The organism is Paraburkholderia sp. BR14374, from assembly GCF_040948685.1.
Classification (GTDB): Bacteria; Pseudomonadota; Gammaproteobacteria; order Burkholderiales; family Burkholderiaceae; genus Paraburkholderia; species Paraburkholderia youngii.
In genome coordinates, this window is sequence record NZ_JBFPKF010000006.1 from 250,352 (window position 1) to 265,740 (window position 15,389).

The 15,389-nt window shown below is 66.3% G+C and carries 11 protein-coding genes and 1 pseudogene; 4 read left to right on the top strand and 8 right to left on the bottom strand.

Features of this window, described 5'->3' with window-relative positions:
• Positions 1 to 9: 9 nt before the first annotated feature.
• Entirely contained in the window at positions 10 to 621 is a 612-nt protein-coding gene (locus AB3X86_RS17040; protein ID WP_368596853.1) for an NIPSNAP family protein, read from the bottom strand.
• Positions 621 to 2,853, bottom strand: a pseudogene (locus AB3X86_RS17045) (FAD-dependent oxidoreductase); the annotation flags it as partial. The pseudogene AB3X86_RS17045 and the gene AB3X86_RS17040, both read right to left, overlap by 1 nt.
• Positions 2,854 to 2,955: 102 nt before the next feature.
• Here AB3X86_RS17045 and AB3X86_RS17050 point away from each other — a divergent pair.
• Together AB3X86_RS17050 and AB3X86_RS17055 are read left to right on the top strand one after the other, a co-directional pair.
• Complete coding sequence (locus AB3X86_RS17050) at positions 2,956 to 3,804, top strand: shikimate dehydrogenase (RefSeq protein ID WP_368596854.1); 849 nt, start codon at positions 2,956 to 2,958, stop codon at positions 3,802 to 3,804.
• A gap of 106 nt (positions 3,805 to 3,910) precedes the next feature.
• Positions 3,911 to 4,534 carry an ATP-binding cassette domain-containing protein gene (locus tag AB3X86_RS17055; protein WP_368596855.1) on the top strand — a complete coding sequence of 208 codons (624 nt, stop codon included), beginning with the start codon at positions 3,911 to 3,913 and terminating at the stop codon, positions 4,532 to 4,534.
• A 50-nt stretch (positions 4,535 to 4,584) separates the two neighbouring features.
• Here the strand turns inward: AB3X86_RS17055 and AB3X86_RS17060 are convergent, their stop codons facing one another.
• On the bottom strand, positions 4,585 to 5,592 hold the full coding sequence (locus AB3X86_RS17060; RefSeq protein WP_368596856.1) for an NAD(P)-dependent alcohol dehydrogenase: 1,008 nt from the start codon (positions 5,590 to 5,592) through the stop codon (positions 4,585 to 4,587).
• A gap of 72 nt (positions 5,593 to 5,664) precedes the next feature.
• Positions 5,665 to 5,979, bottom strand: coding sequence for an antibiotic biosynthesis monooxygenase (locus tag AB3X86_RS17065; RefSeq protein ID WP_368596857.1), 315 nt, complete (start codon positions 5,977 to 5,979; stop codon positions 5,665 to 5,667).
• Between the two features lie 190 nt (positions 5,980 to 6,169).
• On the opposite strand from AB3X86_RS17065, the gene AB3X86_RS17070 reads away from it, so the two are divergent.
• Positions 6,170 to 6,565, top strand: a complete 396-nt coding sequence (locus AB3X86_RS17070) for a DUF305 domain-containing protein (protein ID WP_368596858.1) — start codon at positions 6,170 to 6,172, stop codon at positions 6,563 to 6,565.
• Positions 6,566 to 6,578: 13 nt separating this feature from the next.
• Here AB3X86_RS17070 and AB3X86_RS17075 read toward each other — a convergent pair whose 3' ends face one another.
• The 4 genes from AB3X86_RS17075 to prpC form a co-directional block, all read right to left on the bottom strand.
• Positions 6,579 to 7,820 carry an MFS transporter gene (locus AB3X86_RS17075; RefSeq protein ID WP_368596859.1) on the bottom strand — a complete coding sequence of 414 codons (1,242 nt, stop codon included), beginning with the start codon at positions 7,818 to 7,820 and terminating at the stop codon, positions 6,579 to 6,581.
• Between the two features lie 90 nt (positions 7,821 to 7,910).
• Entirely contained in the window at positions 7,911 to 9,107 is a 1,197-nt protein-coding gene (prpF, locus tag AB3X86_RS17080) for a 2-methylaconitate cis-trans isomerase PrpF (RefSeq protein ID WP_368596860.1), read from the bottom strand.
• Positions 9,108 to 9,216: 109 nt separating this feature from the next.
• Positions 9,217 to 11,814 carry a Fe/S-dependent 2-methylisocitrate dehydratase AcnD gene (gene acnD / locus AB3X86_RS17085; RefSeq protein WP_368596861.1) on the bottom strand — a complete coding sequence of 866 codons (2,598 nt, stop codon included), beginning with the start codon at positions 11,812 to 11,814 and terminating at the stop codon, positions 9,217 to 9,219.
• 183 nt (positions 11,815 to 11,997) lie between these two features.
• Complete coding sequence (gene prpC, locus AB3X86_RS17090) at positions 11,998 to 13,167, bottom strand: 2-methylcitrate synthase (protein ID WP_368596862.1); 1,170 nt, start codon at positions 13,165 to 13,167, stop codon at positions 11,998 to 12,000.
• Between the two features lie 244 nt (positions 13,168 to 13,411).
• Between prpC and prpR the strand changes: the two genes are divergently transcribed.
• Complete coding sequence (prpR, locus tag AB3X86_RS17095; protein WP_368596863.1) at positions 13,412 to 15,370, top strand: propionate catabolism operon regulatory protein PrpR; 1,959 nt, start codon at positions 13,412 to 13,414, stop codon at positions 15,368 to 15,370.
• Positions 15,371 to 15,389 lie beyond the last annotated feature (19 nt).

Here is a 15,389-nt window from a genome sequence, read left to right on the forward strand (position 1 = left end):
TCCTCGAGTTCAGCGCAGCGGCGAGAACGGCGCCGGCACGCAGATCGTCGACTCCATCGTCGTCAGATGGGCCGGGCCGCCCTTCGGCGGCCAGATGCCGTCCTTCACCGCTTCGGCGCGAATCCGCGAACGCTCGTCGACGCTCGCGTACGGCCAGATGTTCAGGAAGCGCGGCACGGCGCCGTCGAGCGCATACATCGCGCCGACGAGCGGCGAGCGCCGCGCTCGCTCGGGCACCGCCTTTTCCCATGCGTCGATCGTGCGCTGCAAGCTCGCGAGCTTGGTGCCGTACACGCGCATCTCGTAGATACCGCCGTGCACGGCCGGCTCGATCGGCGGCAGAAAGGGGAACAGCGCATAGCTGTCGATCTTCACGTCGGTGATGAATTCGCCGCAGCCGAACGGATCGCCTTCGAGCAGCATACGCTTGCGCCCGGCGATCAGCGACGCTTCGGAATCGAAGCCGCGCAGCACCAGCACCTGCCCGAGCGTGCCGATATCGGAGTACCAGCAGCCGAGCAGCTTCGAGCCCGGTGCGTCGCCGTGGGCCTGGATGTTTTCGAACACCTGTGCGTTGGCGTCGATCTTGACGGTGAGCGTAACGAGGTCGTAGAGAGTCATCAGATGCGTCCTTGTGACGGGATGGAGGAATTCGGAGTGGGTTCGGTGCGCGCGGCACGGGCCGTACCATCGGCCTGCGCCGCGCCGGCGAGCGACAGCCCCGCCAGATACCCGAAAGTCATCGCGGGTCCGAGCGTGATGCCGCCGCTTGGATAGCAGCCGCCCATCATGCTCGCGCTGTCGTTGCCGACCGCGTACAGACCCGGCAGCGGCTGGCCTGCGTCGTCGAGCACGCGCGCGGCGGCATCTGTCGCGAGACCGGCGAACGTGCCGAGGCTGCCGGGCAGCAGCTTCACCGCATAGAACGGACCGCGTTCGAGCGGCGCGTTGCAGGGGTTCGGCTGGTGGCGTACATCGCCCTGCACGCGGTTGTATGGCGTCGAGCCTTTGTGAAACTGCGGATCGAAGCCGTCTTTCGCGTAGCTGTTGTAGGCGGCGACCGTCGTTTGAAGTCCCTGCGGGTCGATGCCGCACTGGCTTGCGAGTTCGGCAAGGCTGTGCGCGCGCCGCAGATAACCGGAACGGCGATCGGGCGCGGTCGGGAACGGCAACGGCTTCGAAAAACCGAGCCCGTAACGGCGCTGGAAGCGGTGATCGCAGATCAGCCATGCGCAGACTTCCTCGCCCTTCGGCGTCGTGCCGATCAGCGCATTGATGAAGTCGTGATACGACGACGCCTCGTTGACGAAGCGCCGACCCGCGCGCGTGACCGCGATCACGCCCGGCTTCGCGCGCTCGATCAGATGCGGAAACGCGACGGCCTCGCCGCTCTTGCGCGGCACCAGCGACACCGGTGCCCACGCCGCCGGCGTTTCCAGCGACGCGTCGAAATGCGCGCCGACCGCTTCGCCGAGACGAATGCCGTCGCCGGTATTGGTCAGTGGTGCGGCGGACCAGTGCTCGCGACCCGACGGCGTATAAGCGAAGGTTTGCGCGCCGCGCGACGTCATGCGGATAACCACCGCATGCGAGCACGACGCCGCGCGCGGCGCGCACCTCGTGAGCGACACCGTCGATCTCGACGCGCGCTCCAGTGATGCGCGCATTCGCGGCGCCGCCTTCGCGCAGCAAAGCAACCGCTTTCGCGTTGGTACGCAAATCGACCGCGCGGTCATGCGCCGATTTCAGCAGACGCGCGACCAGTGCATTGCCGTCGACCAGATGCATCGAGCGGCCATAGCGCAACTTGTCGCTCGCGAACGCGGCGAGCCGGCGCAGCACATGCACGGCCGAACGCGGCGAGCGCGTCGCATTGAAGAAATGCGCGAGGTCCTGGCCCGACGCGATCGCCATGCCCTTCAGCGTCACCACGTCGAGCGCGGGACGCAAGCGCTCGATCAGCGAACCGAGCTCGCGGCCATCGAACGGCATCGCGCAGACAGATCGGCCACCTGTCATTGCACCTGGCGTCGTATGAAAGTCGGGAATACGATTGCCGTCGATAAAACGCACCGCCGTCTCGCGCTCGAAAAACTCGATCATTTCCGGACCACGATCGAGCAGCGCGTCGACCTTGTCGGGGTCGTAGTGGGCGCCCAGTTCGTTGCGCAGATAGGTGCGCGATGCTTCGGACTCTTCGACGATGCCCGCGCGCGTCGCGAGCGGATTGCGCGGAATCCACATCCAGCCGCCCGACCATGCGCTCGTGCCGCCGAACACGTCGGCCTTCTCGGCCACCATCACGCGCAGACCTTGCGTGGTGCCGGGTGCCGGGTAGACACCGCCCATCACCGATTGCATGTCGTTGCCGCATGCGTACAGGCCGCCGATCGGCTGATCGTCGCGATTCAGCACGCGAGCGTTGTCGTCGCCGACGAGGCCGGTCGCGGCGCCGATATCGCCGGGATAGAGCCGCACCGCGTAAAACGGCGCGCGCACGATCGGGCCGAGGCACGGATTTGGGCCGGGCCAGTTCGCGTCGCCGTTGGCGCGCTGATAGTCGGTCGTGCCGCGCTGGAATTCCGGGTCGACGCCGGTTTTCGCGTAGTCGTTGATCCGCGCGACGCTGTCGGCGAGACCGGCCGCGTCGATGCGGAGCTTGGCAGCGAGTTCGTCGAGCGTCGCGGCTTGCGTCAGATAGCCGTCCGCGAGAAACGGCGCGAGGCCCTTGCCGCCCGGCCGCACCATGCCGAGACCGTATTTGCAAAGGCCGTCCGCGTCGGTGACGAGGTAGGCAGGCACCGATGGGGTCTTGCGATGTGCTTCCTGCATCGCGATGCCGAACAGGTGATACTGAGAAAACGCAAAGTTTTCTGAACCCACTCGACAACAGCAACACATCGCCCCCCGCATCGGGCACGATGCGAACGGGCACCCATCTCAAGAGATTCGACTATGCAGCAGGCTGGAAACTCTTCGTTCGCGGCGTCGCTCGACGCGGGTCTGAGCGGCGCGACGCGGGTGTATTTCATCGTCGGCGATCCGATTGCGCAGGTGCGTTCGCCGTCCGGTGTGACCGCCGCGTTGCGTTCGGCCGGCCGGGATGCGCTGGTGGTGCCCGCGCACGTCGCGCCCGCCGATCTGCCCGCGTTTTTCGCGGGCATCGCGCCGATGCGCAACGTCGACGGCGTGATCATCACGGTGCCGCACAAATTCAGCGCCGCCAGCTATTGCGCGACGCTCGCCGAAGAAGCCGCGTTTCTCGGCGCGGTCAACACGCTGCGCCGCAACGCCGACGGCGGCTGGCATGGCGGCATGTTCGACGGCACCGGCTTCGTCGCGGCGCTCGTCGCCGCGGGGTGCGAGTTGCGGGGCGAACGCGCGCTGCTGGTCGGCGCGGGCGGCGCGGGCTCGGCGATCGGCCATGCGCTGATTCAGAGCGGCGTCGGCTCGCTCGACGTGCGCGACAACGACGTCGAACGCACCGGCTCGCTGACCGCGCGGCTCAACGCGCTCGGCCGCGGCACGGCGCGTGGCGCGGCGGCCGAACTGGAATTGACCAGGTACGACGTGGTCGTCAACGCGTCGCCGCTCGGCATGCGCGCGGGCGATCCGTTACCGATCGACGTCGCGCGCTTGCCGGCCACGACTTTCGTCGGCGATGTCGTCACGAAGCCGCCGCTCACGCCGCTGATCGAAGCGGCACGCGCGCGCGGCTGCCCGACCATGACGGGCACACAGATGTTCGAACGCGTATGCGATCGGATGGTGGAGTTTTTGCTGGAGACGTCGCCGTCTGCGTAACGGCGCAAAAGAAGCAGGTGCACGCTGCTACACTGGCGCGAAATTACCCGCACGAAATGCGGCGCAATCCTGCGCCGCGTTCACATCGCCCTTTGCGCGCCAACCCATGCTTCGATTCGACAACCTCAGCAAGCGCTACAGCGACCGAGTCCTGTTCGAAGGACTGCACTTCGACACGACGTCCGGCTGCGTCGCGTTAAACGATGAATCCGGCAGCGGCAAATCGACGTTGCTCGCGATCCTCGCCGGCGCGCTCGAAGCCGATAGCGGCGACGTATGGATCGGCGGCCATTCGCTGCGTACCGCGCCGCCTGCCGCGCAAGCGCTGCTCACGTATTTGCCGGAAGACAGCATGAGCTGGCCCGATCAGACCGGCCGCGATTATCTGCGGCAGATCGCGTCGGCGCGACACACCGTGCTGACCGACGACGTGCTCGCGCTCGCCGAACGCTTCGGCCTCGCGCCGCATCTGGACAAACGCTTCGAGCAGATGTCGTATGGCAGCCGCAAAAAAGTGTTTCTGACGGCGGCCGCGCTCGGCGACACCCGCGTACTGATCGCCGACGAACCTGCCGGCGGACTCGACGCGTCCGCGCGCACGGTGCTCGCGGAGCTGTTCAGATCGCTCGGCACGACGCGCACGGTGTTTTTCACGAGTTACGACGAAGGGTTCACGCAGGCCTGCAAGGCGACGCGAATCTGTTTCGCGGACCTCGCGAGGCACTCTTGAGCTAGAACGGTCGCGCGCGCCATGCCGGGCCGCGCGCGAGCATTCCATCCTCAGATCGCCACGCAAATCTTGCCGAAGTGCGCACCCGATGCCTCGTGCCGGAACGCGTCGGCGAGCTTGTCCAGCTCGAACGTGCTGTCGATCACCGGCTTGATGCCGGTCGTCTCCAGCGCGCGCACCATGTCGATCTGATCCTGCCGGCTGCCGACGATCAGCCCTTGCAGACGCTGTTGCCGCGCCATCAGATGCGCGGTCGGCACCGGACCCGAGCGGCCTGTCAGCACGCCGATCAATGCGATATGCCCGCCGATGCGGCATGCGGTGATCGACTGCGGCAGCGTGCCTGGACCGCCCACTTCGATCACGTGATCGACGCCGCGCCCGTTGGTGATGTGACGCACCTCTTTGCCCCACTCGGGATTGTCGCGATAGTTGATCGTATGGTCGGCACCGAGTTCGCGCAGCTTCGCGAGCTTCGCATTCGACGACGACGTCGCGATCACCGACGCTCCCATCGCCTTCGCCATCTGCAAGCCAAAGATCGACACCCCGCCGGTGCCGAGCACCAGCACGCTGCTGCCCGCCTTCAACTGACCATCGACGACCAGCGCACGCCACGCGGTCAGCCCCGCCGTGGTCAGCGTCGCCGCTTCGGCGTGGCTATAGCCGGCCGGCGCGTGCGTGAAGTAGCGGCTCGGCAGCACGACGGCTTCGCGCGCGTAACCGTCGATGCCGTCGCCAGGGGTGGTCGAAAAATCGCCGACTGCGGGCGAGCCGTTTTCCCAGTGCGGGAAGAAGCACGACACGACATGATCGCCGGGCTTGAACTCGCGCACGCCCGCACCGACCGCTTCGACGACGCCCGCGCCATCGGCCATCGGAATGCGGCCCGCTTCGGCCGGCAGATTGCCGCTGACGACGCCGTAGTCGTGGTAGTTCAATGAGCTTGCGCGAATGCGCACGCGAATCTGCCCGGCCCCGGGCTGACCGGGATCGGGCAGATCGACGACTTGCAGGCTATCGACGGTGGCGGGCGAACCGATTCTGACGGCTTTCATGTTTTCGTTCCTCGATGAGTGATGCGTGATAGGTGTCGGACGCGCATGCGCCATGTCCGCGCGAGCGCTGCGCTATTTGACGGTCTGGATGACCTCGAAGCCTTCGAATTCCGGGTGGCCGAGATACAGTACGCGGCTTTCGTTACCGGCACTGCGATGCGCGGCGCGAAACGCGTCGGACCTGGTCCATGCCTCGAACGACGCGTGGTCGCGCCAGATCGTATGGCTCGAATAGAGCACGTGATCGTCCTTGCGCGGTCCCTTCAGCAAATGGAATTCCACGAAGCCCGGCACCTCTTTCAGATGGGTGTCGCGCATGGTCCACAGATGCTCGAAGGCGTCCTCGGAGCCCGGCGCCACTTTGAAGCGGTTCATCGCGATGTACATACGGTCAGCCTCGTCAAGTGAGTGATGCTGCCAATGATGCTGGATTGGTGATCCGGTAGCATTTCATTATAGGCGTGCATTGCTTTGCCTTCGCTTGACCTTACCGCGGTGGGAAGCCCCACGATGTCCGACGTGACCGTTAGAATCGCGCGGATCACGTCGCCACTCTCTTCAACAACGGAAATCGAACATGAAAAACCTTCGCGCGGTGCGCGCTCTCTGTGTGTTCGGCGGTTTGGCATTCGCGGCGGCGGCTCTGCCCGCTCACGCGCAACATCAGGGCATGCCCGGCATGAATATGCAGGATTCGGCACATGCGGACGCGGGCGCATCGACGCAAGCCTTCAAGGCCGCCGATGAACGCATGATGCATGACATGAGCGCCCCCGAATACACCGGCGACGCGGATCGGGATTTCGTCGCGCACATGATTCCGCATCACCAGGGCGCGATCGAGATGGCTCAGGCGGAGTTGAAATACGGCAAGGACCCCGAGATCAAGAAACTCGCGCGCAACATCATCAAGGCGCAGCATGACGAGATCGCGTTCATGCGGCGCTGGCAGGAAAAGTACGGCGGCAAGTAACGCGCCGCGAGCGTCACCAGCGTGGGTGCTTGCGCAGCAGCGGCGACATCGCGATCAGACCGATGATCGGCCCCGGCAGCAGCAGCCACGCGACGCGCACGTCGAGCGCGTGAAACACGCTCGTCGACCACAGGATCGAGCATGCGGACAGGAAAAAGCCGAAGCTGTTCTGCAGCGTCAGCGCGCCGCCGATCTTGTCGGCGGGACAGGCCTTCACGGACAGCGCAGAAAACTGCGGCGAATCGGCGATCACGCTGATGCCCCACACGAGTAGCAACGCAAGCTGCGCGGCGGTGCCGAGCCCGGTGGTCAGCGGATAAATCGCGCACAGCGCGCCCGATATCGATAGTGCAAGCGCGGCGGTGCGCGCGCTGCCGACCGCCTGGCTGAGTCTGCCGCCGAACAGGCAGCCGAGCGCGCCGATCGCGATGATCAGGAACGACCACAACGCGACGGTGCCCGGTGCCGCCGGCGCGCCGCTCGCGAACGCGCGCTGCACGAGCAGCGGCGTCAGCGTCCAGAACGCGTACAACTCCCACATGTGACCGAAGTAGCCGAGCGCGGCCGAGCGAAACTCGCTGATGCGCACGACCTGTCCGACGCCCGCCGACAGACCGAAGCGCCGGTTGCCCGCGCGCCGCGCGTGCGGTCCCTCGCCGAGCACGAACACCAGCAGCGCGCCGATCACCGCGAGCCCCGACGAGGTGAGCACCACGGTTTGCCACGGTACGCCCGACAGCAACGCACGAATCGCATGCACCGACGCCGTGCCGAGCGTCAGCATCGCGACGAGCAACGCGAGGGTCTGCGCGGCGCGGCGCGGGTCCCACGTCACGAGCAGTTTCATGCCGAGCGGATAGATGCCCGCGAGCGCGACGCCCACGCCGAAGCGAAACACGAGCGCCGACGCGAGCCCGCTGCTGCACAGCGCGAATAGCGCATTCAGGGTCGCGCCGAGCACGCCGCAGACGGCGAACACCTTGCTCGCCGACAGGCGATCCGCAAGTCCGGTAGTCGCCGACAGCAAGGTCCCGACGATAAAGCCGGCCTGCACCGCATTCGTCAGCCAGCCGATACCGGACGCGCTCAATTGCCACGCGATCTGCAGATCGCGCATCGCGCCGTTCGCGCTGAACCACAACGAAGTGCCGAGCAATTGGGCAATCGCGATCACGAGCACCGCGCGTTTTGCACGCGCGTTATCGCGCGCCGCGCCGGCGGAATTCGTTGCGTCGGCGTCCAGCCTGTTCTGCATCGTGCCTCCTCTGCGTCGGGTCTGAGCCGGCCGCTGGGAGTCGTTATGGGAGCGGCCGTCTCGAGCGGCCATTGTAGATGACGCGTCGGTTCACAGCGGCGGATGCGACGGCTGCGGCACCCGCACCCAACCCTCCATCAACACGCGCGCGCTGCGGCTCATCATCGCCTTCGTGACGACCCACTCGCCGTCGTTCAGGCTCGCCTGCGCGCCGACGCGCAACGTGCCCGACGGATGCCCGAAGCGCACCGACTCGCGCTCGCCGCCGCCCGCCGCCTGATTGACGAGCGTGCCGGCGATCGCCGCCGCAGTGCCGATCGCGACCGCCGCCGTGCCCATCATCGCGTGATGCAGCTTGCCCATCGACATCGCGCGCACCAGCAGATCGACGTCGCCCGCGCGCACCGGCTTGCCGCTCGACGCCACGTAGTCGACCGGCTTCGCGACGAACGCGATCTTCGGCGTGTGCTGGCGCGTCGCGATCTCGTCGAGATTCTTGATGAGGCCCATGCGCAGCGCACCGTGCGCGCGAATCGTCTCGAACATCGCGAGCGCCTTCGCGTCGCTATTGATCGCGTCCTGCAACTCGGTGCCCTTGTAGCCGATCGACTCGGCGTCGACGAAAATCGTCGGGATGCCCGCGTTGATCATCGTCGCCTTCAGCGTGCCGACGCCGGGCACTTCCAGGTCGTCGACGAGGTTGCCGGTCGGGAACATCGCGCCGCCCGCGCCTTCTTCGTCGGCGGCCGGGTCGATGAATTCGAGCGGCACTTCGGCGGCCGGGAAGGTCACGCCGTCGAGCTCGAAGTCACCGGTTTCCTGCACCGCGCCATCGGTCATCGGCACATGCGCGATGATCGTCTTGCCGATATTGGCCTGCCAGATCCGCACGATCGCGACGCCGTCACGCGGCACGCGGCTCGCATCGACGAGGCCCGCGCTGATCGCGAACGGTCCCACCGCGGCCGAAAGGTTGCCGCAATTGCCACTCCAGTCGACGAACGCCTTGTCGATCGACACCTGACCGAACAGATAGTCGACGTCGTGATCGGGCCGGCTGCTGCGCGAGATGATCACGGTCTTGCTCGTGCTCGACGTCGCGCCGCCCATGCCGTCGATCTGCTTGCCGTACGGATCGGGACTGCCGATCACGCGCATCAGCAGCGCGTCGCGCGCGGCGCCCGGCCGTTGCGCGGCCTCGGGCAGATCCTGCAGACGGAAAAACACGCCCTTGCTGGTGCCGCCGCGCATGTAGGTGGCCGGAATCCGGATCTGTGGTGAGTGCATGAAAGTGTCCTGATGTGACCTGTTCTTCGATGAGGAAGGGCGATGCGGCGTATCGAGCCGCATCGCCCTCTTCTGCTGTGACGTTCAGTGCAAAACGCACGTCAATTCATCAAGCCGCCGCTCGGGTCGACTCGAGAAAGTCCTGCGCGAAACGCTGCAGCACGCCGCCGGCTTCGTAGATCGACACTTCTTCGGCCGTATCGAGCCGGCACGTCACCGGCACTTCGACGCGCTCGCCGCTGCGGCGATGAATCACCAGCGTCAGATCGGCGCGCGGCTTGCGCTCGCCGATCACGTCGAACGTCTCGGTGCCGTCGATGCCGAGCGTCAAGCGATTCACACCCGGCTTGAATTCGAGCGGCAACACGCCCATGCCGACGAGGTTCGTGCGGTGAATCCGCTCGAAGCCTTCCGCGACGATCGCTTCGGTGCCCGCCAGCCGCACGCCCTTCGCGGCCCAGTCGCGCGACGAACCTTGGCCGTAGTCTGCGCCCGCGATCACGATCAGCGGCTGCTTGCGCTCCATATACGTTTCGATCGCTTCCCACATGCGCGTGACCCTGCCCTCGGGCTCGATGCGCGCGAGCGAACCGGCCTTCACCTGGCCGTTCTCGATCACCATCTCGTTCTTCAGCGTCGGGTTCGCGAAGGTCGCGCGCTGCGCGGTCAGGTGATCGCCGCGGTGCGTCGCATACGAGTTGAAGTCCTCTTCGGGCAGGCCCATCTTCGTCAGGTACTCGCCGGCCGCGCTGTCGGGCAGAATCGCGTTCGACGGCGACAGGTGGTCCGTCGTGATGTTGTCGCCGAGCACGGCCAACGCGCGCATGCCCTTGAGCGTGCGCTCGCCGGCGAGCGCGCCTTCCCAGTACGGCGGACGGCGAATATAGGTGCTTTGCGCGCGCCAGTCGTACAGCGGGTCGGCCTTCGCGCCGGTGTCGGCGGACAGCGCGAACATCGGTTCATACACCTTGCGGAACTGCTCCGGCTTCACGCTCGCCGCGACGATCGCATCGATTTCCGCATCCGACGGCCACAGATCTTTCAGCGTGACCGCATGACCGTGGGCATCGACGCCGAGCACGTCCTTTTCGATGTCGAAGCGGATCGTGCCCGCGATCGCATAAGCGACCACCAGCGGCGGCGACGCGAGAAACGCCTGCTTCGCATACGGATGGATGCGGCCGTCGAAGTTGCGGTTGCCCGACAGCACGGCGGTCGCATACAGGTCGCGCTCGATCACTTCCTTCTGGATCACCGGGTCCAACGCGCCGGACATGCCGTTGCACGACGTGCACGCATACGCGACCACGCCGAAGCCGAGTTGTTCGAGTTCCGGCAGCAGCCCTGCCTCTTCCAGATACAGCGTGACCGCCTTCGAGCCCGGCGCGAGCGAACTCTTGACCCACGGCTTGCGCACGAGTCCGCGCCGGTTCGCATTGCGCGCGACGAGGCCCGCGGCGATCATGTTGCGCGGATTGTTCGTGTTGGTGCAGCTGGTGATCGCGGCGATGATCACCGCGCCGTCCGGCATCAGACCGGGCTCGTTCTCGACCTTGCCGCTGACGCCGCGCGCGGCCAGCTCCGACACCGGCAAGCGGCGATGCGGATTCGACGGCCCCGCGAGCGTGCGCACCACGGTCGACAGATCGAACTTCAGCACGCGCTCGTACTCGGCGTGCTTCAGCGTATCGGCCCACAAGCCGGTGTGTTTCGCGTACGTTTCGACGAGTTCGACGAGTTCGTCGTCGCGGCCGGTCAGCTTCAGATAGCGAATGGTCTGCTCGTCGATGTAGAACATCGCGGCGGTCGCGCCGAACTCGGGCGCCATGTTCGCGATCGTCGCGCGATCGCCCAGCGTCAGGTTCGCCGCGCCTTCGCCATAGAACTCCAGGTACGCGCCGACCACCTTCTGCTTGCGCAGGAATTCGGTCAACGAAAGCACCACGTCGGTCGCGGTGATGCCCTCGCCCGGCTTGCCGCTCAGCTCCACGCCGACGATATCGGGCAGCCGCATGTACGACGCACGGCCGAGCATCACGCTCTCCGCTTCGAGGCCGCCGACGCCGATCGCGATCACGCCGAGCGCATCGACCATCGGCGTATGCGAGTCGGTGCCGACCAGCGTGTCGGGAAACGCGACGCCGTCCTTCACCTGCACGACCGGGCTCATCCGTTCGAGGTTGATCTGATGCAGGATGCCGTTGCCGGGCGGAATCACATCGACGTTGCGGAACGCGCGCTTGGTCCAGTTGATGAAGTGGAAGCGGTCTTCGTTGCGGCGATCTTCGATCGTGCGATTCTTCGCGAACGCGTCCGGATCGAAACCGCCGCACTCAACGGCGAGCGAGTGATCGACGACCAGCTGCGTCGGCACCACCGGATTCACGAGCGACGGATCACCGCCTTGCGCGGCGATCGCATCGCGCAGACCCGCCAGATCGACGAGCGCGGTCTGGCCCAGAATGTCGTGGCACACGACCCGCGCCGGGAACCACGGAAAATCGAGCTCGCGTTTGCGCTCGATGATCTGTTTCAGCGAAGCGGTCAGCGTCACCGGATCGCAGCGGCGCACCAGGTTTTCGGCGAGCACGCGCGACGTGTAGGGCAGCTTGTCGTAGGCGCCGGGTTCGATCGCGTCGACCGCGGCACGCGTATCGAAGAAGTCGAGTTCGGTGCCCGGAAGGCGTTTGCGGTTGGCAGTATTCATGACGTAGGGACAGGACGGTTATCGGCCGCCGGACGGTGTGCCGGCGGCCTCCGGGAGCGCGTCGCTCGCGCGGCCGGACGGGCAGTGCAGGTAGTTTAGCTCGCTGCTGACGGGTTGCTGATTTGCGATTGCTCGATGCTTCCAGCGGAGCGGCCGCGCGATGCGTGCCGCTCCGGGCTCACGTCAAACGCGCTTCGCCAGCGGCACGAACGGCAGGTCGTCCGGACCGGTGTAGTTCGCGCTCGGCCGGATGATCTTGTTGTCGATGCGCTGCTCGATGATGTGCGCACTCCAGCCGGCCGTACGCGAGATCACGAACAGCGGCGTGAACATCGCGGTCGGCACGCCCATCATGTGATAAGACACCGCGCTGAACCAGTCGAGGTTCGCGAACATCTTCTTCGCTTCCCACATCACCGATTCGAGGCGCTCGGCGATCGAGAACAGCTTCATGTTGCCCGCGTCCTTCGACAGCTTCTTCGCGACTTCCTTGATGACCTTGTTGCGCGGGTCCGAGATCGTGTACACCGGATGGCCGAAGCCGATCACGACTTCCTTGTTCTCGACGCGGCGGCGGATGTCGGCTTCGGCTTCGTCGGGCGTCTGGTAGCGCGACTGGATGTCGAACGCGGCTTCGTTGGCGCCGCCGTGCTTCGGGCCTCGCAGCGCGCCGATCGCGCCGGTGATCGCCGAATACATGTCCGAGCCCGTGCCCGCGATCACGCGGCCCGTGAACGTCGACGCATTGAACTCGTGCTCCGCGTACAGGTTCAGCGACACGTGCATCGCATCGACCCACGCCTTCGACGGCTCGACGCCATGCAGCAGATGCAGGAAATGGCCGCCGATCGAATCGTCGTCGGTTTCGACCTCGATGCGCTTGCCGTTGTGCGAGTAGTGATACCAGTACAGCAGCATCGAGCCGAGCGAGGCCATCAGCTTGTCGGCGATGTCGCGCGCGCCGGGCAGGTTGTGATCGTCCTTCTCCGGCAGCACCGTGCCGAGCACCGACACGCCGGTGCGCATCACGTCCATCGGATGCGCGGCGGCCGGAATCCATTCGAGCGCGGCCTTCACGTTGGCGGGCAGGCCGCGCATCGACTTCAGCTTCGTCTTGTAGGCGGTCAGTTCGGCCTGCGTGGGCAGCTTGCCGTGGACCAGCAGGTAAGCGATCTCTTCGAATTCGCACGCCTCGGCGATGTCGAGAATGTCGTAGCCGCGATAGTGCAGATCGTTGCCGGTCTTGCCGACCGTGCACAGCGCGGTGTTGCCCGCGGTCACGCCCGACAGCGCGACGGATTTTTTCGGCTTGAAAGCGCCTGTGTTCGGCGTGCTGTTGTCTGCTTCGCTCATTTGGATTGTCTCCGGGAAAGGATTGGAATTTGGCGCATTGCGTTGACTGGGCTGCCTAGAACGCAAGGAACGGGCCAGCCCGCATGCCGTCTGCTAAGTGCCTGATTTGACGCAACTGTGCCGAACCAATCACGCGGGCTCGCCACACACTCGATTTCATTAATGAAACTGCGAATTTCAAATTGGGAACGAATGCTCGCATAATGGAGCCTCCGAACCAACCCGCCGTCGCGAGCCGCCCACCTTGAGCACCTCTCTTTACGAACCGCCGCAGCGTCCGCGCGTCTGGGCGCTGAGCATCAGCCGCCTGCGCGATCTGTTCTTCGACATCGCCGGCGAATACGTGGATCGCGCGGACGTTCGCATCGTGTCGCACGCGTTCGAAGACGCGGTGCGCGAAATCGAAGGCGCGGGCGCCGCGCGGCCCGACGTCGTGCTAGCGGGCGGCTCGAATGGCGCGTATCTGAAGACGCGCGTGTCGGTGCCGGTGGTGCGCATCAGCCCGACCGGCTACGACGTGATGCATGCGCTCGCCCGCGCGCGTCGCGAAGGCGCGCGCGTCGCGCTCGTCACGCACGGCGACACCCCCGACGAAGTCCGCCGTTTCACCGCCGCGTACGCGCTCGACGTCACGTTCGCGTCGTATCAGTCCGCGCAGGACGCCGAGAGCGTCGTGCTCGATCTCAGCGATCGCGGCATCGACGTGGTGGTCGGCCCGGGCATGGTCACCGATCTCGCCGCCAACGCGGGCATGGACGCGGTATTTCTGTACTCGCGCGCGTCGGTGCGGGCCGGCTTCGACACCGCGCTCGAAGTCGCGCAGGCGACGCGCCGCGAAACCGTGCGACGTCAGCGGCTCGACACGTTGCTGCAGCATCTGCGCGACGGCGTGGTCGCGCTCGATGCGCAAGGCCGCGTCGAACTGATGAACCAGCGTCTCGCGAGCGTGCTCGGCATCGATGCCGCGAAGGCCGTCGGCCGCGCGTTGCTCGAACTTGCGCCCGACCTCGCGGGCAGTCTGCCCGACGCGGAGGGCGACAGCTTCTGCACGGTACGCGGCGCGAGCTATGTCGTGCATCGCGGACCGCTCGCGAGCAGCGGCGCGGCGCCGGGCACCGTGCTGACGTTTCAGGAATCGCGCGCGGTCGAGCGGCTCGATCGCACGTTGCGCGCGCGGCAACGTGTGCAGCAGTTCACCGCGCGCTATCGGCTCGACGATATCGTCGGCGCGTCGGAATCGATCGAACGGGTGCGCGCGCTGGTCGCGCGTTATGCGCGGTCGGACGCGACCGTGCTGATTCTCGGCGAGAGCGGCACCGGCAAAGAGATGGTCGCGCAGAGCATGCATCAGTTGAGCGCGCGGCGCGACTTCGCGTTCGTCGCGATCAATTGCGGCGCGTTTCCGGAGGCGCTGCTCGAAAGCGAGCTGTTCGGCTACGAGGAAGGTGCGTTCACCGGCGCGCGCCGGGGCGGCAAGGCGGGGCTGATCGAGGTCGCGCATCGCGGCACGCTGTTTCTCGACGAGATCGGCGAGATGCCGTTGCCGTTGCAGAGCCGCCTGTTGCGCGTGTTGCAGGAGCGCGAGGTGGTGCGGCTCGGATCGACGGAGCCGATGCGCGTCGATATCCGCGTGGTCGCGGCGACGCATCGCGCGCTGACCGACGCCGTCGCGGCCGGCAGTTTCCGCGCCGATCTGTACTACCGGCTCAACATCCTCAGCATCGCGCTACCGCCGCTGCGCGAGCGGCCGAACGACTTGCTGCCGCTCGCCGCCGAACTGTTGCGCCAGGCGGCCGCGCGCGAGCCGAGGCTGGCCGCGCGCGTGCCCGACGCGCAGACCGCCGCGCGCATGCTCGAAGGGTTGGGCGCGGCGCTGCGGCGCTATGCGTGGCCGGGTAATGTGCGCGAGTTGCAGAACGTGATCGAGCGGATCGTGGTTGAACTCGCCGATAGCGACGCGGGCACGGATGCCGGCGCGGCGCTCGTCACGCGCGACATGCTGCGCGTGATCGCGCCGGAAATCGTCGAGCCCATCGCGCGCGCGAAGCCGTCGGCGTTGACGCTGCGCGAGCGCAGCCGTCATGTCGAGGCCGATGAAATCCGCGCTGTGCTCGCGGCTCATGAAGGCGATCGCGATGCGGCTTGCGCCGCGTTGGGTATCAGCAAGACGACATTGTGGCGCAAGTTGAATGGGGCGCGGTAGGTGTGGGGCGTGGTTGTCA

Coding starts and splice junctions, on each gene's coding strand:
- AB3X86_RS17040 (WP_368596853.1), bottom strand. CDS start 621: ATGACTCTCTACGACCTCGTTACGCTCACCGTCAAGATCGACGCCAAC.
- AB3X86_RS17050 (WP_368596854.1), top strand. CDS start 2,956: ATGCAGCAGGCTGGAAACTCTTCGTTCGCGGCGTCGCTCGACGCGGGT.
- AB3X86_RS17055 (WP_368596855.1), top strand. CDS start 3,911: ATGCTTCGATTCGACAACCTCAGCAAGCGCTACAGCGACCGAGTCCTG.
- AB3X86_RS17060 (WP_368596856.1), bottom strand. CDS start 5,592: ATGAAAGCCGTCAGAATCGGTTCGCCCGCCACCGTCGATAGCCTGCAA.
- AB3X86_RS17065 (WP_368596857.1), bottom strand. CDS start 5,979: ATGTACATCGCGATGAACCGCTTCAAAGTGGCGCCGGGCTCCGAGGAC.
- AB3X86_RS17070 (WP_368596858.1), top strand. CDS start 6,170: ATGAAAAACCTTCGCGCGGTGCGCGCTCTCTGTGTGTTCGGCGGTTTG.
- AB3X86_RS17075 (WP_368596859.1), bottom strand. CDS start 7,820: ATGCAGAACAGGCTGGACGCCGACGCAACGAATTCCGCCGGCGCGGCG.
- prpF (WP_368596860.1), bottom strand. CDS start 9,107: ATGCACTCACCACAGATCCGGATTCCGGCCACCTACATGCGCGGCGGC.
- acnD (WP_368596861.1), bottom strand. CDS start 11,814: ATGAATACTGCCAACCGCAAACGCCTTCCGGGCACCGAACTCGACTTC.
- prpC (WP_368596862.1), bottom strand. CDS start 13,167: ATGAGCGAAGCAGACAACAGCACGCCGAACACAGGCGCTTTCAAGCCG.